At 73.7% G+C, this 19037-nt stretch carries 15 protein-coding genes, 1 tRNA gene and 1 pseudogene; 10 read left to right on the plus strand and 7 right to left on the minus strand.

What is annotated here, in order from left to right:
- Positions 1–69: 69 nt before the first annotated feature.
- The 3 genes from O7619_RS12300 (at position 70) to O7619_RS12310 (ending at position 7001) form a co-directional block, all read left to right on the plus strand.
- Positions 70–1143: a GNAT family N-acetyltransferase gene (locus O7619_RS12300; RefSeq protein WP_282287764.1), complete on the plus strand. Its 1074-nt coding sequence runs from the start codon at positions 70–72 to the stop codon at positions 1141–1143.
- Positions 1144–1487: 344 nt separating this feature from the next.
- Positions 1488–4367, plus strand: a complete 2880-nt coding sequence (locus O7619_RS12305; protein WP_282287766.1) for a glycoside hydrolase family 9 protein — start codon at positions 1488–1490, stop codon at positions 4365–4367.
- A gap of 192 nt (positions 4368–4559) precedes the next feature.
- Complete coding sequence (locus O7619_RS12310; protein WP_282287768.1) at positions 4560–7001, plus strand: non-reducing end alpha-L-arabinofuranosidase family hydrolase; 2442 nt, start codon at positions 4560–4562, stop codon at positions 6999–7001.
- A 70-nt stretch (positions 7002–7071) separates the two neighbouring features.
- On the opposite strand, the gene O7619_RS12315 is transcribed toward O7619_RS12310, so the two are convergent.
- The 3 genes from O7619_RS12315 to bioB are packed head-to-tail and all read right to left on the minus strand — an operon-like array spanning position 7072 to position 8816.
- The gene (locus O7619_RS12315; protein ID WP_282287770.1) at positions 7072–7578 is read right to left on the minus strand and encodes a GNAT family protein; all 507 of its coding nucleotides are present in this window, start codon (positions 7576–7578) and stop codon (positions 7072–7074) included.
- Positions 7579–7582: 4 nt separating this feature from the next.
- Positions 7583–7816 (minus strand): hypothetical protein, encoded by a 234-nt coding sequence (locus O7619_RS12320; protein ID WP_282287772.1) that lies wholly within the window; start codon positions 7814–7816, stop codon positions 7583–7585.
- 4 nt (positions 7817–7820) lie between these two features.
- Entirely contained in the window at positions 7821–8816 is a 996-nt protein-coding gene (gene bioB / locus O7619_RS12325; RefSeq protein WP_282287774.1) for a biotin synthase BioB, read from the minus strand.
- A gap of 156 nt (positions 8817–8972) precedes the next feature.
- On the opposite strand from bioB, the pseudogene O7619_RS12330 reads away from it, so the two are divergent.
- The 4 genes and pseudogenes from O7619_RS12330 to O7619_RS12345 all read left to right on the plus strand — a co-directional run.
- Positions 8973–10103, plus strand: a pseudogene (locus O7619_RS12330) (8-amino-7-oxononanoate synthase); the annotation flags it as partial.
- Between the two features lie 62 nt (positions 10104–10165).
- On the plus strand, positions 10166–10894 hold the full coding sequence (gene bioD / locus O7619_RS12335) for a dethiobiotin synthase (RefSeq protein WP_282287775.1): 729 nt from the start codon (positions 10166–10168) through the stop codon (positions 10892–10894).
- A 143-nt stretch (positions 10895–11037) separates the two neighbouring features.
- Positions 11038–12564, plus strand: coding sequence for a histidine kinase (locus tag O7619_RS12340; protein ID WP_282287776.1), 1527 nt, complete (start codon positions 11038–11040; stop codon positions 12562–12564).
- Positions 12561–13238 (plus strand): response regulator transcription factor, encoded by a 678-nt coding sequence (locus tag O7619_RS12345; RefSeq protein ID WP_282287777.1) that lies wholly within the window; start codon positions 12561–12563, stop codon positions 13236–13238. Before O7619_RS12340 ends, O7619_RS12345 begins: the two co-directional genes overlap by 4 nt.
- A gap of 26 nt (positions 13239–13264) precedes the next feature.
- On the opposite strand, the gene O7619_RS12350 is transcribed toward O7619_RS12345, so the two are convergent.
- The 3 genes from O7619_RS12350 to O7619_RS12360 all read right to left on the minus strand — a co-directional run bounded on the left by O7619_RS12350 (position 13265) and on the right by O7619_RS12360 (position 15844).
- Positions 13265–14086, minus strand: coding sequence for an ABC transporter permease (locus O7619_RS12350; RefSeq protein ID WP_282287778.1), 822 nt, complete (start codon positions 14084–14086; stop codon positions 13265–13267).
- Positions 14083–15015 (minus strand): ATP-binding cassette domain-containing protein, encoded by a 933-nt coding sequence (locus tag O7619_RS12355; protein ID WP_282287779.1) that lies wholly within the window; start codon positions 15013–15015, stop codon positions 14083–14085. The genes O7619_RS12350 and O7619_RS12355 overlap by 4 nt, the downstream gene beginning before the upstream one ends.
- A 160-nt stretch (positions 15016–15175) precedes the next feature.
- Positions 15176–15844 (minus strand): 50S ribosomal protein L11 methyltransferase, encoded by a 669-nt coding sequence (locus tag O7619_RS12360; protein ID WP_282287780.1) that lies wholly within the window; start codon positions 15842–15844, stop codon positions 15176–15178.
- Between the two features lie 177 nt (positions 15845–16021).
- Here O7619_RS12360 and O7619_RS12365 point away from each other — a divergent pair, with 177 nt between their 5' ends.
- Positions 16022–16867 carry a hypothetical protein gene (locus tag O7619_RS12365; RefSeq protein ID WP_282287781.1) on the plus strand — a complete coding sequence of 282 codons (846 nt, stop codon included), beginning with the start codon at positions 16022–16024 and terminating at the stop codon, positions 16865–16867.
- A gap of 84 nt (positions 16868–16951) precedes the next feature.
- On the plus strand, positions 16952–18166 hold the full coding sequence (locus O7619_RS12370; protein ID WP_282287782.1) for an alkane 1-monooxygenase: 1215 nt from the start codon (positions 16952–16954) through the stop codon (positions 18164–18166).
- Here the strand turns inward: O7619_RS12370 and O7619_RS12375 are convergent.
- On the minus strand, positions 18087–18689 hold the full coding sequence (locus O7619_RS12375) for a TetR/AcrR family transcriptional regulator (RefSeq protein WP_282287783.1): 603 nt from the start codon (positions 18687–18689) through the stop codon (positions 18087–18089). The two genes, O7619_RS12370 and O7619_RS12375, sit on opposite strands and share 80 nt — an antisense overlap.
- Positions 18690–18962: 273 nt before the next feature.
- On the opposite strand from O7619_RS12375, the gene O7619_RS12380 reads away from it, so the two are divergent.
- Positions 18963–19035, plus strand: a tRNA-Gly gene (locus O7619_RS12380).
- Positions 19036–19037: the final 2 nt, after the last annotated feature.

Consider the following 19037-nt stretch of genomic DNA (forward strand, 5'->3'; position numbering starts at 1 on the left):
GCGTCACCCGGGGGCAACGGGCGCGCAACAGGCGACCGGCATGGTCGTCGGTGAGGAAGGGAGACAACGATGGCGCTGTGGCGGATCCGAGCCACCGTGGACGACCGGCCGGGCTACCTGTCGGTGCTCACGGCGAGCCTCGCGTTGCGCGGGGTCAACATCCTCACCGTGCAGGTGCACACCACCGAGGTCGGTGCGGTCGACGACTTCCTGGTCGACGCGCCGGAGTCGGTGACCGAGGCGGATCTGCGGGCCGCGGTGGAGCGGGGCCGGGGACGGGACTGCTGGGTGGCGCGCAGCGAGGCGCGTGGGCTGGCCGACGAGCCGACCCGGGCGCTCGGGCTTGCCGGTCGGCTGGTGCGTGACCCGGAGGCGGCCGGCGCGACGCTGCGGACGCTGCTCGGCGCCGACGTGGTGACCTGGCGTCCGATCCCGGTCGCCGCGCCCGGCGGCGTGGGCGGCACCACGATGCTCCTCACCGACCCGGCGGGCGGCGCCTATGAGCTGCGCCGCCGGGAGCCGACCTTCACGCCGGCCGAGTACGCCCGGGCGCAGGCCCTGGTCGAGCTGGCGGCGACGGTGGGCCGGCGGGACACCGACCGGGTCGTCCTGGTGCTGCCCGACGGCGGCGAGGTGTCGGTGCGCACGGCCACCGCCGACGACGTCCCGGCCGTACGCGAGCTGCACGCCGGCTGCTCCGAGCGGAGCCGGCAGCGGCGTTACCTGAGCGGGGCGGCGGACCCGTCGCCGGCCCGGCTGGGCCGGCTGCTGGAGCCGGCCCGGGGGTTGACCCTGCTCGCGACGGCGGGCTCCGGCGGGGCGGCGGAGCCGGTCGTGGCGATGGCCAACCTGCTCGGCGAGGGGGACGAGGCCGAGGCGGCGCTGCTGGTCCGGGACGACTGGCAGCGCCGGGGCCTCGGCTCCGCGCTGTTGCGCCGCCTGGTCGGGCACGCCGACCAGGCGGGTTACGCCGCCGTGCTGCTGCACGTGCAGACCGGGAACACGCCGATGCTGCGGACGCTGCGCCGGCTGGACCGGCCCACGGCCCTGGAGCGCGACGGCGGCGTGCTGACCGCGACCGTGCCGCTGGCCCCGAGCCCGGTCCGGCCGGGCGTGGCCACCGTGCCGGCGCAGCGGTCGTGATGAGCTGACGGCCATCCCGGTCGTTTCCCACGGCGGGCCGCAACGGCGCGGCAGGCCGACGGGAAACGGCCGGCGGCCAACACCGGCGCCGTTACGGCGCCACCCGACCGACCTCCGATGCGGGGGACGGTGACACGGCGGGGCCCCCGGTGCGGGGGCCCCGTCCGTGTGTCCGGGGTCCGGTCGTCTTCCCAACGGGCGACCGTGAGATTACATTGTCAAGCATCCATGGGAGCGCTCCCGCGCCTCCGTGGTCCACCACACCACCACCGCTCCGCACGGCGGCCCGACCGGCCCTGGAGTCGCGTCGAGCCGCCGTGCGGCTTCCTCCACAGGAGCTCGCCATGCCCCGACCGACCCCGCCCCCGCGCGGTCGTCCTCACCGCCGGCTGCTCGCCGCCGGCGCCGCGCTGGTGGCCGCGCTCGCCGCCGCCGCGCCACTGCCGGCCGCCGCCGCGCCCACCCGGGCCGCCGGGGCGCAGGCCGCCGCCGCCACCTTCAACTACGCCGAGGCGTTGCAGAAGTCGCTGTTCTTCTACGAGGCGCAGCAGTCCGGCCGCAAGCCCTCCTGGAACCGGGTCTCCTGGCGCGGCGACTCGGCGCTGACCGACGGCGCGGACGTCGGCGTCGACCTCACCGGGGGCTGGTACGACGCCGGCGACCACGTCAAGTTCGGCTTCCCGATGGCGTTCAGCACCACCATGCTGGCCTGGGGCGCGGTCGAGTACCGGGACGGCTACGTCGCCTCCGGCCAGCTCACCCACCTGCTCAACAACCTGCGCTTCGTCAACGACTACTTCGTCAAGGCGCACCCCGCCCCCAACGTCCTCTACGGCCAGGTGGGCAAGGGCGACGACGACCACAAGTGGTGGGGGCCGGCCGAGGTGCTGCCGATGGCGCGCCCCGCGTACAAGATCGATGCGAGCTGCGGCGGCGCGGACCTGGCCGGCGAGACGGCGGCGGCGATGGCCGCCTCGTCCATGGTGTTCCGCCCCACCGACGCCGCGTACGCCGACAAGCTGCTCGGCCACGCCAAGCAGCTCTACACGTTCGCCGACACCGTGCGCAAGGCGTACAGCGAGTGCATCACCGACGCGGCGTCGTTCTACAAGTCGTGGAGCGGCTACCAGGACGAGCTGGTGTGGGGCGCGATCTGGCTCTACCGGGCCACCGGTGACGCGACCTACCTGACCAAGGCGGAGAGCGAGTACGACAAGCTCGGCACCGAGCCGCAGTCCACCACCCGCTCCTACAAGTGGACGCTCGCCTGGGACAACAAGCAGTTCGGCGCGTACGTGCTGCTGGCCAACCTGACCCGCAAGCAGAAGTACGTCGACGACGCGAACCGGTGGCTCGACTACTGGACCGTGGGCGTCAACGGGCAGAAGGTGCCCTACTCGCCCGGCGGGATGGCGGTGCTCGACTCCTGGGGCGCGCTGCGCTACGCCGCCAACACGTCGTTCGCCGCGCTCGTCTACAGCGACAAGACCACCGACGCGACCCGCAAGGCCCGCTACCACGACTTCGCGGTCCGGCAGGTCAACTACGCGCTCGGCGACAACCCGCGCAACTCCAGCTACATGATCGGCTTCGGCAACAATTCGCCGAAGAACCCGCACCACCGCACCGCGCACGGCTCCTGGTGGGACAGTCAGACCGTGCCCACCGAGACCCGGCACGTGCTCTACGGCGCGCTCGTCGGTGGCCCGTCGTCGGCCAACGACGCCTACAGCGACAGCCGCTCCGACTACGTGATGAACGAGGTGGCCACCGACTACAACGCCGGCTTCACCTCCGCGCTGGCCCGGCTGACCAACGAGTACGGCGGCAGCCCGCGCGCCGGTTTCCCGACCGCCGAGACGCCCGACATGGACGAGCTGACCGTGGAGACCACGGTGATGCAGGCCGAGCCGCGGGCCACCGGGCTCAAGGCGGTCATCTACAACAAGTCGGCGTTCCCGGCCCGCGCGCTGACCACCGGAAAGTTCCGGTACTACTTCCGGCCCGACGGCACCGGCCCGGTGACGGTCACGCCCGGCTACACCCAGGGTTGCCCGTCGCCGTCGACCGCCAAGCAGCTCAGCGGCGACATCTGGTACGTCGAGGTGGACTGCACCGGCTACACCATCGCGCCGGCCGGGCAGTCGCAGCACCGGATGGAGGTGCAGTTCAAGATCGGCGTGCCGGAGGGCGGCACCTGGGACCCGACGAACGACCCGTCGTACCAGGCCACCGCCGGGCCGAACCGGAAGGTGCCGCTCTACTCCGGCGGGGTCCGGGTGTGGGGTGACGAGCCCGGCCCGGCCACGCCGGACACCACCGCGCCGAGTGTTCCCGGCACCCCGGTGGCGTCCGCCGTCACGGCGACCGGCGTGACCCTGACCTGGCCCGCCTCCACCGACACCGGTGGCAGCGGCCTGGCCGGCTACGAGGTCACCCGCACCTCGACCGGAACCGACCCGGTCGTCACCGCGGCCACCGGAGCCACGCTCGCGGTGACCGGGTTGACGCCGGAGCGGACGTACCAGTTCACCGTGCGCGCGCTCGACGGCGCCGGCAACCGGTCCGCGGCGTCCGCGGCGGTGAGCGTCACCACGCCGGCCGCCCCGGCGCCGGACACCACCCCGCCGACCGCGCCCGGCACGCCCACGGCCTCCTCGGTCGGGTCGACCGGACTGACGCTGACCTGGGGTCCGGCCACCGACGCGGTCGGGGTCACCGGCTACCGCGTCTACCGGGGCGGGACTGTCCTGGTCGGTTCCACCACCGGCACCACGCTGGCGGTGACCGGCCTGACCGCCTCCACCACGTACACCTTCACCGTGGTCGCGGTGGACGCGGCCGGCAACGTCTCGCCGGCCTCGCCCGGCGTCACGGTCACCACCACGGCCCCGCCGACCGGCGGCGGCTGCGCGGTGACCTGGACGGCGAACACCTGGGACACCGGGTTCACCGCGAACGTCACCGTCACCAACACCGGCACGACGGCGATCAACGGCTGGACGCTCGCGTTCACCTTCCCCTCCTCGGGGCAGAAGGCCGGGCAGGCGTGGTCGGCGAACGTCACCCAGACCGGCACGTCGGTGACCGCGTCGAACCTGGCCTACAACGGGACGATCGCGGCGGGGGCGTCGACGAGCTTCGGCTTCAACGGCACCCACACCGGCAGCAACCCGAAGCCCACCGCCTTCACGCTCAACGGTTCCGCCTGCGCCGTCTCCTGAGCGTCGCGCGTGGTCGGTCACCGTACCGAAGTGACCGACCACGCGCGTCGTCGAGAAACTACCGAAACTTTTCCGAAACATATTGTCCGGACGGATGCCCGATGAAAGCATCGGCATACGTAGATTAATTGACCCAGACGTCCAGTCGTCCCCGCCCAGACGGCTCGGGTGCTGGCCAGTGAGGAGGCCACAGTGCCAATGAGCCCATCCGTTCATCCCGGCGGGACCCGGCGGCGGCGACCGCCGGCCGTCCGGGCGCTGCTCGCCGGCGCGGTAAGCGTCGTGACGGTGGCCGCGGTCGCGGTGATGATGCCGTCGGCGAACGCCGCGGCGAGCACGCTCGGCGCGGCAGCCGCGCAGTCGGGGCGGTACTTCGGCACGGCGATCGCGGCGAGCCGGCTCGGTGACTCGACGTACAGCACGATCGCGGCGCGTGAGTTCAACATGATCACGGCTGAGAACGAGATGAAGCCGGACGCGACGGAGCCGAACCAGAATCAGTTCAACTTCAACTCCGGCGACCAGATCTACAACTGGGCGACCCAGCGCGGCCTGCAGGTCCGGGGGCACACGCTGGCCTGGCACGCGCAGCAGCCGGGCTGGATGCAGCGCCTGAGTGGCAGCGCGCTGCGTAACGCGATGATCAATCACATCAACGGTGTGATGGCCCACTACCGGGGCAAGCTCGCCGCGTGGGACGTGGTCAACGAGGCGTTCAACGAGGACGGCAGTCGCCGTAACTCGAACCTGCAGGGCACCGGCAACGACTGGATCGAGGTGGCGTTCCGCACCGCGCGGGCGGCCGACCCGAACGTGAAGCTGTGCTACAACGACTACAACATCGAGAACTGGTCGTACGGCAAGACGCAGGGTGTCTACCGGATGATCCAGGACTTCAAGTCCCGGGGTGTGCCGATCGACTGCGTCGGCCTGCAGACCCACTTCACCGGTGGTAGCTCGCTGCCGGGCAACTTCCAGACCACGCTGTCCAGCTTCGCCGCCCTGGGCGTGGACGTGGCGCTGACCGAGGTCGACGTCACCAACTCCTCCACCTCCCAGTACGCCGGGCTGACCCAGGCGTGCATCAACGTGCCCCGGTGCATCGGCATCACCGTCTGGGGCGTCCGCGACAGCGACTCGTGGCGCTCCAACGAGAGCCCGCTGCTGTTCGACGGCGGCGGCAACAAGAAGGCCGCGTACAACTCGGTCCTCAATGCCCTCAACGCGGCGGCCCCGACCTCGGGACCGACCTCGGGGCCGACCACCGGCCCACCGCCGTCCGGCGGCGCCGGGCGGATCGTCGGCGTGCAGTCGGGCCGGTGCATCGACGTGCCCAACGCCACCCAGACGAACGGCACCCGGGTCCAGCTCTACGACTGCCACGGCCAGTCCAACCAGCAGTGGACGTACACGTCGAGCAAGCAGTTGATGGTCTACGGCAGCAAGTGCCTCGACGCGAACGGCGCGGCCACCGCGAACGGCACCGGGATCATCATCTACGACTGCAACGGCCAGTCGAACCAGCAGTGGAACATCAACTCCAACGGCACCATCAGCGGTGTGCAGTCCGGCCGCTGCCTCGACGTCTGGGGCACCGGAAACGGCCAGCAGATCCAGCTCTACGACTGCCACGGGCAGAGCAACCAGCAGTGGCGGACCGACTTCAACGGCTCCACCTCGGCGCCGCCGACGTCCACGCCGCCGACCACGACGCCGCCGCCGAACGGCTGTGCGCTTCCGTCGACCTACCGGTGGTCGTCGACCGGCGCGCTGGCCAACCCGCAGAACGGCTGGGTCTCGCTGAAGGACTTCACGAACGTCGTCTACAACGGCAAGCACCTGGTCTACGGGTCGAACGTCAACAGCAGTGGCCAGTACGGCTCGATGAACTTCAGCCTGTTCACGAACTGGTCCGACATGGCCTCGGCCGGTCAGACCGGGATGGGACAGGGCACCGTGGCGCCCACGCTGCTGTACTTCGCCCCGAAGAACATCTGGGTGTTGGCGTACCAGTGGGGACCGACCTCGTTCAGCTACAAGACGTCGAGCGACCCGACCAACGCCAACGGCTGGTCCTCGGCGCAGACGCTCTCCACCGCCAGCCTCCCCGACGCGCCGTACGGCGTGATCGACCAGACGCTCATCGGCGACGACCAGAACATGTACCTCTTCTTCGCCGGGGACAACGGCAAGATCTACCGGTCGAGCATGCCGCTCGGGAACTTCCCGGGCAGCTTCGGCTCCAGCTACACGACGGTCATGAGCGACTCGACGAACAACCTGTTCGAGGGCGTCGAGGTCTACAAGGTGGCCGGCCAGAACCAGTACCTCATGCTGGTCGAGGCGATCGGGAGCCAGGGGCGCTACTTCCGCTCGTTCACGGCCAGCAGCCTGGGCGGCTCGTGGACCCCGAACGCGGCCTCCGAGAGCAACCCCTTCGCGGGCAAGGCCAACAGCGGCGCGACGTGGACCAACGACATCAGCCACGGTGACCTGGTCCGCACCAACCCCGACCAGACCAAGACCGTCGACGCCTGCAACCTCCAGCTCCTCTACCAGGGCAAGAACCCCAACGCGGGAGGCGACTACAACCTGCTGCCGTGGCGGCCGGGTGTGCTGACCCTGCAACGCTAGGAACGGGGCTCAACCCGAGGGGCGTGTCCGGCACCGTGCCGGGCACGCCCCTTCGGTCACCGGCCGTCGATCAGTCGCCCAGGTCCTCGGCGAGCAGGTCCATCAGGAGGCCGTCGTGCCAGCGCCCGTCCGGGCCGCGCTCGTAGCGGCGCATGATCCCCACCGGGCGGAACCCCACCTTCGCGTACGCCCGGATCGCCGCCGTGTTCGCCGCCGCCGGATCGATGGTGAACCGGTGGTGGCCGTACTCGTCGGCCAGGTGCCGGGCCAGGGTGCGGATGGCGTCCCCGCCCAGACCGGACCCGCGTGCCGCCGGGTCGAGGAAGATGTCCAGGCTGGCGTGACGGTAGTCGGGGTCGGTCTCGGCGTACCACTGGATCGCGCCGACCAGCCGGCCGTCGTGCTCGATCACGTAGACGGTGAGCGAGTCGTCGGCCAGGTCGGCGCGGACCGCCCCGGCCAGGTCGTCGTCGCCACGCCACCAGCGGCGGACCTCAGGGGTGGCCCGGATCGCGGCCAGCGCGTCCACGTCGCCGTCCGTCGCCGGCCGTAGCGCCACCGCCCGTCCCCGCAGCATCCCCTCAGCCCCGCCGCTCGCCGTGCTCGACGCAGACCGCCGACCAACCGGTCGGCACGACCTGCACCTTCATCCGCCGCCGGCAGGACGCGCACCAGCGCGGCGGCTCCCACGCCCGGGCCGCCGCGCACGCCGGATGCGGGCCGGCGGCCACCGACTCGCCGCACCTGTCGCACCAGCGCGCCGCCGCGCCCGCGTCGCCGGCCGGCGCGGCGGGTCGAGTCAGCTCCGTCACCATCGCCTCACAGGGTCGCCGAGAGCGCCTTCACCGGCATCTTCAGGTCGTTCAACAGTTGCAGGTCGTCGGTCGCCGGTCGACCCAGCGTGGTGAGGTAGTTGCCGACGATGACCGCGTTCACGCCGCCGAGCAGGCCGTCGCGGGTGCCGAGATCACCGAGGGTGAGTTCCCGGCCGCCCGCGTACCGCAGGATGGTGCGCGGCATGGCCAGCCGGAACGCGGCGATGGCCCGCAGCGCGTCCTTGCCCTCGACCACCGGCTGGTCGCCCAGGGGCGTGCCGGGACGCGGGTTGAGGAAGTTCAGCGGCACCTCGTGCGGGTCCAGCTCGGCGAGCTGGGCGGCGAACTCGGCCCGCTGCGCCACCGACTCGCCGAGCCCGAGGATGCCGCCGCAGCAGACCTCCATGCCGGACTCGCGGACCATCCGCAGCGTCTCCCAGCGCTCCTCCCAGGAGTGCGTGGTGACCACGTTGGGGAAGTGGGAGCGGCAGGTCTCCAGGTTGTGGTTGTAGCGGTGCACACCCATCTCGACCAGCTCGTCGACCTGCTCCTGGGTGAGCATGCCGAGCGAGGCGGCGACCTGGATGTCGACCTCCGCGCGGATGGCCGCCACGCCCTCGCGCATCTGCTTCATCAGCCGGGCGTCCGGGCCGCGCACGGCGGCCACGATGCAGAACTCGGTGGCCCCGGTCGCCGCGGTCTGCTTCGCGGCCTCGACAAGCGCTGGGATGTCCAACCAGACGGAGCGGACCGGCGAGGTGAACAGGCCGGACTGGGAGCAGAAGTGGCAGTCCTCCGGGCAGCCGCCGGTCTTCAGCGAGACGATGCCCTCGACCTCGACCTCCGGCCCGCACCACCGCATCCGGACCTCGTGGGCGAGTTGGAGGGCGGCGGGCAGGTGCTCGTCGGGCAGGTTCAGCACGGCGAGGATGTCCGCCTCGCCCAAGCCGACGCCGCTGCCCAGCACCCGGGTCCGGGCCTGGTCGAGGATCTCTGGCATGGCTCGTAACCTAACAGGCCGCCGGAACGGCGGGAAACCGTCGTGAGCGGCCCGGCGAGCCGGGACCGCGCCACGCCGGGCCGGCCGACCGGGGTGGTAACTTCGCCCCGCGGAAGCGCCCGGTGGGGGCGACGCTCGGTGGGAGGGGACGACGCGGTGGCGGACTGGCTGGCGGCCCTGGACCGTGCCGCCTCCCGGCGGGCCGAGGCGGGCCTGACCCGCACGCTGCGCCCGCGCGCCGCCGACGACGCCGTGGTCGACCTGGCCGGCAACGACTACCTCGGCCTGGCCACCCACCCGGAGGTCACCGCCGCCGCCACGACGGCCCTGTCCCGGTACGGCCTGGGCGCCACCGGTTCGCGCCTGGTGCGCGGCTCCACCGACGCGCACCACGCGCTCGAGGACGAGCTGGCCGGCTGGCTCGGCGTCGACCGGGCGCTCGTGTTCTCCTCCGGCTACCTGGCCAACCTCGCCGCCGTCCGGGGCCTGACGCAGCCGCGTACGCTGCTCGTCTCCGACGCCCACAACCACGCCTCGCTGATCGACGGCTGCCGGATCTCCCGCGCCGAGACGCTGGTGACGCCGCACGCCGACGTCGCCGCGGTGGCCGCCGCGCTGGCCGCCGCGCCCGGCCGCCCGGCCGTGGTGGTGACCGAGTCGGTCTTCTCCGTCGACGGCGACCTGGCCCCGCTCGCGGAACTGCACGCGGTGGCCCGCCGGCACGGCGCGTTGCTGCTCGTCGACGACGCGCACGCGCTCGGCGTCACCGGCCCGGCCGGGGCCGGCGGGGTGGCCGCCGCCGGGCTCGCCGGCGAGCCCGACGTGGTGGTCACGGCGACGCTGTCCAAGGCGCTCGGCGGCGCCGGCGGCGTGGTCGCCGGCCCGGCGGAGTTCGTCCGGCACCTGGTGGAGACCGGCCGCACGTTCATCTTCGACACCGCGCCGCCACCGGCGGTGGTGGCCGGGGTGCACGCCGCCGTGCGGCTGGCCCGGGCCGGCGACGCGCTCCGCGCCGAGCTGGCCGACCGGGTCGCGTTCGCGGTGCGCCGGCTGGGCGCGGCGGGGCTGGCCGTCTCCGCCCCCGACGCGGCGGTGGTGTCGGTGGCCGCGCCCGGGCCGGAGGCGGCCACCGCGTGGGCGGCGGCCTGCCGGGACCGGGGCGTGGCGGTCGGCTGCTTCCGCCCACCGTCCACGCCGGACGACCGCTCCCGGCTGCGGCTGACCATCAGCGCCGGGGTGGACCGGGCGGACTTCGCACGGGCACTGGACGTGGTCGTGGAGTGTGCCGCCGTGAGCGCGAGGAGTGAGCCGGGTTTGCGAGCCCCGCAGTCGCGAACGAAGGAACGGTCATGAGTGACGGCTGGACCGGGCCGGTGCTGGTGACCGGCACGGACACCGAGGTCGGCAAGACCGTGGTGACCGCGGCCGTCGCCGCCGCCGCGCAGGCGGCCGGCCTGCGGGTCGCGGTGGTCAAACCCGGGCAGACCGGTACGGCCACCGGCGAGCCCGGCGACGTCGACTCGGTGAACCGGCTGGCCGCCCCGCTCACCGGCCGGACGCTCGCCAGCTATCCGGACCCGCTCGCCCCGCTCGCCGCGGCCCGGGTCGCCGAGCTGCCGCCGCTGGAGCTCTACCACGCGGTCGACGCGATCCGCGAGGAGGCCGACAAGCACGACCTGGTGCTCGTCGAGGGTGCCGGCGGCCTGCTGGTGCCGATGGGCGTGCGGCCGTCCGGCGAGCCGTGGACGGTGGCCGACCTGGCGGTGTCGCTGGGTGCCCCGGCCGTGGTGGTGGCCCGCGCCGGGCTGGGCACGCTCAACCACACCGCGCTGACGCTCGAGGCGCTGGAGCGGCGGGCCGTGCCGGCCGGCGTGGTGATCGGCGCCTGGCCGGCCGAGGCGGAGCTGGTGCACTGGCTCAACCTGTCCGAGCTGGTGCCGAACCTGTTCGGCGCGCTGCCGGCCGGCGCCGGTGGGATGGACCCGGGGGTGTTCCGCCGCTCGGCGCCGGGCTGGCTCACCCCCGCCCTGTACGGCGTGCTCGACGACTGGCGGGCCTGGGCCGAGGACAGCGGCTGAGTGTTAAGGCGGGGCCCCTTCTTAACGCATTCGGTATAGGCGGGGGCCCCTTTTAACACCGCCCCCGGCTCACCGCGGAGAGCGGCCGAGCACCTGACTTTCGTGGGTGCCCGGACCGGCCGCGCGTGGGTAGCGTGACCGCCGTGGAACTGCGCCCGCTGTCGTCGGCGGCCCGGCACCGGGCCGGTGACCTGCTGCTCTGGGCCGTGCTCGGTACGCCTGTGGCGTACGCCCGGCTCACCCCGCCGTGGCGGCCGAACGAGGCGGCGCTGCTGGCCGGCGTGTTGGCGCTGCTCGGCCTGGCGGTGGCATCGGCCCGGCGGTGGCCGCTCGCGGCGGTGCTGGCGGTGGTGGCCGGCTCGCTCGTCGACGGCAACGTGGTGTTCGCCATCCCGGTCTTCGGCTACCTGGCCGGGCTGCGCAGCGCGCGGGCCGGGCCGGCCGCGGCCGTGTTCGCCGCCGTCGCGGTGACCGGCACCGTGCTCAACCTGGGTCTGCTGGGCACCGAGCCGGCCACCTGGTTCCTGCTCGCCTCGGTGCTGCTCTTCGCCGGCGTGTTCCCCTGGCTGCTGGGCCGACTGCGGCGGCAGCACCGGGCGCTGGCCGCGGCCGGACGGCGGCACGCCGAGGCGGAGCGGCGGAGCGCGGCGGAACGGGTACGCCTGCGCGAGCGGGCCCGGATCGCCCAGGACATGCACGACTCGCTCGGGCACGATCTGAGCCTGATCGCGTTGCGGGCCGGCGCGCTGGAGCTGGCGCCCGAGCTGCCCCCGGCCCAGCGCGCGGCGGCGGGGGAGCTGCGGGCCAGCGTCGCCGCCGCCACCGAGCGGCTGCACGAGGTGATCGGCGTGCTGCGCGAGGAGCGCCCGCGACGGCCACCTGGCGAAACGGTCGCCGACCTGGTCGACGGCGCCCGCGACGCCGGCATGATCGTCGACCTGCGCGACGGGGCCGACGCCGTGGACGGGGCGGCCGGGCCGGACGCCGACCTGTCGCCGCTCGTCGCGCACGCCGTGCACCGGGTGGTCCGGGAGGCGTTGACGAACGCCGCCCGCTACGCCCCGGGCGCCCCGGTCACGGTCGCCGTGGAGCGCGCCGCCGACGCGGTCACGGTCGCGGTGGTCAATCCGCGGCCCCCGGCCGGCCCGCTGCCCGGGCCGGCGTCGCACGGCTCCGGGCTGCTGGCGCTGCGCGAGCGGGTACGCCTCGCCGGCGGCGCCCTGGACGCCGGCCCCCGGGACGGCGGTTGGGCGGTCACGGCACGCCTTCCCCGCTCCGGCGTCGGTCCGCTCGACGCCGATGGGCCGGAACCGTCCCGGCCGGCCGCCGACGACGAGGCGCACCGCCTGCGTGAGGCCCGCCGGCGGGTACGGCGCAGCCTGCTCGTCGCGTTCGGCGCGCCGGCCGGGCTGGCCCTGGTGCTCGCGCTCGTCTACTACCCGCTCGCCACGGCCGGCGCGGTGCTGGACCGGCCCGGCTACGACCGGTTGCGGCTGGGCGAGCACCGCGACGCGCTCGGGCTGCCCCGCCGGCAGGCCGACCCGCCCCCGGACGGCGCGGCGCCGGGCTGCGAGTACTACACCGACGGCAACTTCCCGTTCGCGGAGGCGAGCTGGCGGCTCTGCTTCATTGGCGGGCGACTGGTCAGCAAGGAGCGGATCGCGTCATGACCGACGACCACGGACGCCCGGTGCGGGTGGTGCTCGCCGACGACGAGGCCATGGTCCGCGCCGGGGTGCGGGCGATCCTGGCCGCCGACCCCGGCATCGAGGTGGTCGGCGAGGCGGGCGACGGCCACGCCGCGGTGGAGCTGGTGCGCGCGCACCGGCCCCGGGTGGCGCTGCTGGACATCCGGATGCCCCGCTGCGACGGGCTCGACGCGGCGGCGCAGATCCGCCGCCTGGTGCCGGAGACCGCGCCGGTCATGCTCACCACGTTCGGCGACGACGACCTGATCGCCCGCGCGCTCGGCCACGGCGCCGCCGGCTTCCTGCTGAAGTCCGGTGACCCGCGGGAACTGCTGGCCGGGGTGCGCGCGGTGGCCGACGGCGGGGCGTACCTGTCGCCCCGGGTGGCCCGCCGGGTGATCGAGCTGAGCGGCGGGCGGCTGGCCCGGGGCCCGTCCGCCCGGGACCGGCTGGCCGGGCTGACCGACCGGGAGCGGGAGGTGCTCGCCCTGGTCGGGGCGGGCCTGTCCAACGCCGAGATCGCCCGTCGGCTGCACCTGGTCGAGGGCACCGTGAAGAGCTACCTGACCAGCGTCTTCACCCGGCTGGACGTGCGCAACCGGGTGCAGGCGGCGATCCTCGCGTACGAGGCGGGGCTGGTGCCACCCACCGGCTGACCAGCCCCGCCCCGCCCGGACGCAGGTCAGGCGTCGCGCCGGGCCAACGCCCACCGGCCGAGCAGCAGCGTGGCGGCGGCCCAGCCGGCGAGCAGCAGCAGCCCCACCGCCGCCGGGTACGGCTCGGTGTCGCCGGCCAGGAAGTGGGCGCCGGCCACCGCGGGGAACCCGTCGGCGATCCGGGTGAGCACGGTGATGTCCGGCTCCTGCAACGACAGCGGCACGATGTAGAGCACCGCGAGGAGCACGGTCAGGGTCAGCACCGGGCCGCGCAGCGCCGCGGCCAGCCCGAGCGCCAGCACGCCCACGAGCGCCAGGTACCCCGCGCAGGCCAGCACGTCGGTCACGGTGCCGCCCAGCGGTGCCCGCCCCCACTCGCCGAGCACCGGCCGGGCCACCGCCACGCCGACCGCGCCGAGCAGCAGCCCGACTCCGAACGTCACCGCGCCGACCACGATCGCCTTGGCGGCGAGGACCCGGCCCCGCGACGGGGTGCAGCGCAGCGTGGTGCGGATGGTGCCGGTGGCGAACTCGCTCGTGACCGCGAACAGGCCGAGCGCGAGCACGACGAACTGGGTCAGCTCCAGCGAGCCGGCCACCACGTCCCCGACCGGCACCACGCCGGGATTCACGGTCGGATCGTCGTCGGTGTTGGCGTTCACCGCGTAGATGGCGAGCTGGGCCGCGGTGGCCGCCATGGTCGCCAGCGCCGCGACGAGCGTCCACCAGGTGGAGCGCACCGACCAGAGCTTCGTCCACTCGGCGGCGACCGCACCGGCGAGCGGGTGGCCGGACGGGGCGGGCAAGGACGCCGGCCGGGTCCGGTCGAGCGTGGGTGTCGTGGTCATCGGATCCCGCCTCCGGTCGGACCGGCGGCGTACTCGACGCTGCCGGCGGTCAGTTCCAGGAACGCCTCCTCCAGGGAGGGCGCCACCGGGGTCAGCTCGTGCAGCGGCACCGCCAGCTCGTACGCGAGGTCGCCGACCCGGCCGGCGGTGCTTCCGGTGACGGTCAATCCGTCCCCGTCGGCGGTGACCGTCGCGCCCTCGGCGGCCAGCCGGTCACCGAGCGTGGCGAGCGCGGCCGGCTCGGGTCCGCGTACCCGGACCGAGGCGGCCGGTCGGGCGGCGATCAGCTCGGCCAGCGGCGCGTCGGCCACCAGTCGGCCGCGGCCCAGCACCACCACCCGGTCGGCGGTCTGCTGCATCTCACTCATCAGGTGGCTGGAGATCAGCACGGTGCGTCCCTCGTCGGCGAGGTGGCGGGTGAACCCGCGGATCCACCGCACCCCGTCCGGGTCGAGCCCGTTGACCGGCTCGTCGAGCAGCAGCACCGGCGGGTCGCCGAGCAACGCGCCGGCGATGCCGAGCCGCTGCCCCATGCCCAGCGACAGCGCCCGTCCCGGCTTGCCGGCGGCCCGGTCGTCCAGGCCCACCAGGTCCAGCACCTCGACCACCCGCCGGGCCGGTACGCCGTTGCTGCGTGCCATCGCCCGCAGGTGCGCCACGCCGGAGCGGGCCGGATGCACGCCGGTGGCGTCGAGCAGCGCGCCGACCTCGTACAGCGGGTGTCGCAGCGTGCGATAGGCCCGGCCGTTGACCAGAGCCGTGCCGGCGGTGGGCCGGTCCAGGCCGAGCACCATCCGCATGGTGGTGGACTTGCCCGCACCGTTCGGGCCGAGGAACCCGGTCACCTGGCCGGGGCGGATCTCGACGGTCAGGTCGTGGACGGCGGTCACCCCGCCGAACCGTTTCGTCAACCCACGAAGTGTGATCATGCGCCGACGCTAGGCGGCGGCGCGGGCGCGCCACCGCCCCCGAACGGCACCCACCCACCCCCACTTTGGTAAGGCGGGGGCCCCGCTTAACGCATGTGGTAGAGGCGGGGGCCCCGCTTAACCCCACCTGTTAAGCGGGGCCCCCGCCTAACCAGCGCGGTCAGCGGCGGGCGGAGGGCGGGTCGGGATTCAGCTCCCATATCCGGGTGTGCTTCACCCGGACGCTCTCCAGCGCCTCGGGGACGGGCACGTCGTACGCGGCCAGCTCGTGGAAGCGTTCACGGGGCAGGTACGCCCGGTCCGGGTCACCCACGAGCACCCGCGCGCCGGAGCGGGCGGCCCGGAGCAGGAAGCGCAGCATCCGGCGGGCCATCGCCTCGCTGTAGAACACGTCCCCGGCCAGCACCACCTGGGCGTCCCCGGCGTCGGAGTCGAGAATGTCACCGAGTTCGGCGTCGACGCGTACCCCGTTGCTGTCGGCATTGAGCGCGACCGCCGCGACGGCCCGCTCGTCGACCTCGACGGCCCGGACGGCCGCCGCGCCGCGGCGCGCGGCGGCGATGGCGACCAGACCGGAGCCGGCGGCCAGGTCGAGCACCCGGCGGCCGGCGACCAGCTCCGGGTGGTCGGTCACATAGCGGGCGAGCGCCTGCCCGCCGGCCCAGGCGAAGGCCCAGAACGGGGGCGGCTGTTCGCTGCGGAACTCGCCCTCGGTCAGCTCCCAGAGGCCGATCGGCTCGTCGGCCTGGTAGAGCCGCACCTCGGGGACGAACGCGACCGGGGTGAGGCGGGCGTGCAGCCGGACGAACGCGGCGGACAGCTCGGACACCCGGAGATTGTGGCCCACCGCCGACCCCGGGCGTGTCGGCGGGTGGGCGTGACCGGTTCACCACCGTCGGTGAAACCGGCCCCCGATGTTGACATTGGGTGCGAACACGCCCGTCTACCGGCGCGGCGACCGCGCTCCTAGCGTTGCGGGTGGATACGACCGAGGTGGGGAGGCGTGGTGAGCGGGTGGCGGCAGGCGCTGCGGATCGGGCTGGTGCTGACCTGCCTGGCGGGAGCCGGGTACGGCGGGGCCGCGCCGGCACGGGCCGCGGCGACCTTCTCCACGGAGTTGAGCGGCCTGCCGGACGAGTTCACCGCGGGCGACCGGGTGGAGACGCTCTCCGCGGTGGTGTCCCGATCCGACCGCGCCAACCGCAACGACTGCGTCAAGGTGCGGTGGTCGATGCTTCTCCAGGTGCAGGGCCTGCGGTTGGACCAGGTCAAGGTGGACCGGGTGGAGGAGACCGGCTCGTTCCCGCTGGAGATCCGCACCGAGGGGGACACCGCGCGCCTGACCGACCGGCAGTTGGATCCGGGGGTGCTCTGCCCGGGCCGGACCGTGACCGCGCAGTACCGGGTGGCCTTCGCCGAGGACGTCGGGCGCGGCCGGGTGAGCATCGCCGCCGAGGCGTACGACCCGCAGTTGCGGCTGTTGGCCCGGCGGACCGCCTCGCGCCAGGTGGTGGGTGAGGCGGTCGAGCCGACGCCGGAGCCGTCGCCGACGAGCGCCGTGCCTACCGATCCGCCGAGCGAGGAGCCGCCCACCGAGGAGCCGGCGACGGACGAGCCGACCGACGCGGCGGTGGTGGAGCCGCCGCTGCCGGGCGCGGCCGGCCGGCCGGTGGCCGAGACCGGTGGCTTCGGCGTGGTGCAGGCCGCTTTCCTGCTGGGTGGGCTGCTGCTCTTCCTCGGCGGCGGGCTGTTGCTGCGCATGCGGCGTCTGCTCCGTCCCGCGGGGGAGCCGTCGCAGGAGGAGCCGCCGTCGTTCGGACAGCGGCGGACCGTCCGGCGGGAGTGGCACTGACACCACTTTACAAAAACTCCGGTCTTGTAAAAGTGCTCCCCGGCTGACACAGTCGGGTCAGGAGCAACAGATCGGAGTACGACGATGCGCGCCGACACCGTTCCGTGGCGGGACCCCCGCCGGCCGCTCTGGCCGCTCGCCCTGCTCGTCCCGGCGCTGCCGTTCGTGGCCTGGTCGATCTGGCACGCCGGTGGCGCCGGCTGGGCCTGGTGGCTCACCCCGGCGGTGGTCTTCGGCGTCATCCCGGTGGTCGACCTGCTGATCGGCGACGACCGGGAGAACCCGCCCGACGCCGCGGTGCCGGCGTTGCAGGCCGACGGCTACTACCGCTGGCTCACCTATCTCTACCTGCCCGCCCAGTACGCGGCCCTGGTGCTCTGCTGCGCCGTCTGGGCCGGCGGCCGGCTCTCCTGGCCGGCCGCCGCCGGTCTGGTCGCCACCGTCGGAGTGGTGGACGGCATCGCCATCAACACGGCACACGAGCTGGGGCACAAGCGGGAGCAGGCGGAACGCTGGCTGTCGAAGATCGCGCTCGCCCCGGCCGGGTACGGGCACTTCTTCGTCGAGCACAACCGTGGCCACCACACCCGCGTCGCCACCCCGGAGGACCCGGCCAGCTCGCGGCTCGGCGAGTCGTTCTGGGCGTTCTGGCCGCGTACCGTCGCCGGCAGCCTGCGCTCGGCCTGGCGGCTGGAGACCGACCGCTTCCGGCTCCGCGGTCGCAGCCCGTGGACCTGGCGCAACGACGTGCTCAACGCCTGGGCGATGACCGCCCTGCTCTACGCCGCGCTGGCGGTGGCGTTCGGCCCCGGCGTGCTTGTCTTCCTGGCGCTCCAGGCGGTGGTCGGCTTCTCCCTGCTCGAGGTGGTCAACTACCTGGAGCACTACGGCCTGGCGCGGCAGCGCACCGCCGCCGGCCGCTACGAGAAGGTCGACCCGCGACACAGTTGGAACAGCGACCGGACGGTCACGAACGTCTTCCTCTTCCAGCTCCAGCGGCACAGCGACCACCACGCCAACCCGCTGCGGCGCTATCAGGCGCTGCGCAGCTTCGACGCCTCGCCGCAGCTTCCGGCCGGCTACGCCACCATGGTGGTCGCCGCGCTGCTGCCCCCGCTCTGGCGGCGGATCATGGACCACCGGGTGCTGGCCCACTACGGCGACGACCTGTCCGCGGCGAACGTCCACCCGCCGGCCCGCGCCCGCCTCGCCGGCGGCCTCAGTCGAGTTGGCCGGGCTCCAGGCTCAGCTCGCGGGCGGCGACCAGGCGGACCCACTCGGCGATCTGCCGGCGGGTGATCACCCGCTCGTGCACCGCGAGCTGCACCGCCAGGCCGTCCATCACGGCGCTGATCCGCCAGGCCGCGCCGGCCGGGTCGGGGCAGTCGAAGGTGCCGTCGGCGACGCCGTCCGCGATCACCGCCGCCAGATCCTGCCGCCACCGCAGGTCGAGGCGGCGGGACAGCTTCTCCAACTCCGGGGTACGCAGCGACTCCGACCAGCCGTCGATCCAGATCGACCACGAGGCGGAGCGGCCGGTCGGCGCGTAGAGGCGGAGCATCCGGCGCAGCTTGGCCAGGGGTGGGGCGGTGGAGCGGAGCACCGCGTCGAGCCGGGCCAGGTCCTGCTCGACGGCGTACGCGAAGGCCTGCGCGAGCAGCCGGTCCTTGGTCGCGAAGTGGTAGAAGACGAGCGCCTGGCTGACCCCGGCGGCCTCCGCCACGTCAGCGGTGCGGGTGTTGGCGAGCCCTCGTTCCGCGATCACCTCGCAGGCCGTACGCAGCAGCGCGTCCAGGCGGATCTCGGCGGCTCGTCTCGTCACGCCGTTACGGTAACCCATCCGAATGACCACGAGGAGTTACCAGACCGGCCTGTCGAGGGTGAGACAGTCGGATGCCGGACACTCGGCCCCCCGGCTAGATTCGCAGGTGGACGGGCCTGTGATCGCCCGGCCAACCATCCCGCCCAGGCTCCTAGGAAGCTCGGAGGAGTGCGTACCGTTCACCTCGAACGCGCCCGAAGGGGGATCCGATTTGGCAAGCCTTCCTCCGCTCGGCTAAAGTTCTCATCCGTCACCGGGAAACGCCGGGGGCGTGCGGACGTAGCGCAGCTGGTAGCGCATCACCTTGCCAAGGTGAGGGTCGCGGGTTCGAATCCCGTCGTCCGCTCG

This window comes from Micromonospora sp. WMMD998 (assembly GCF_029581235.1).
Classification (GTDB): Bacteria; Actinomycetota; Actinomycetes; order Mycobacteriales; family Micromonosporaceae; genus Micromonospora.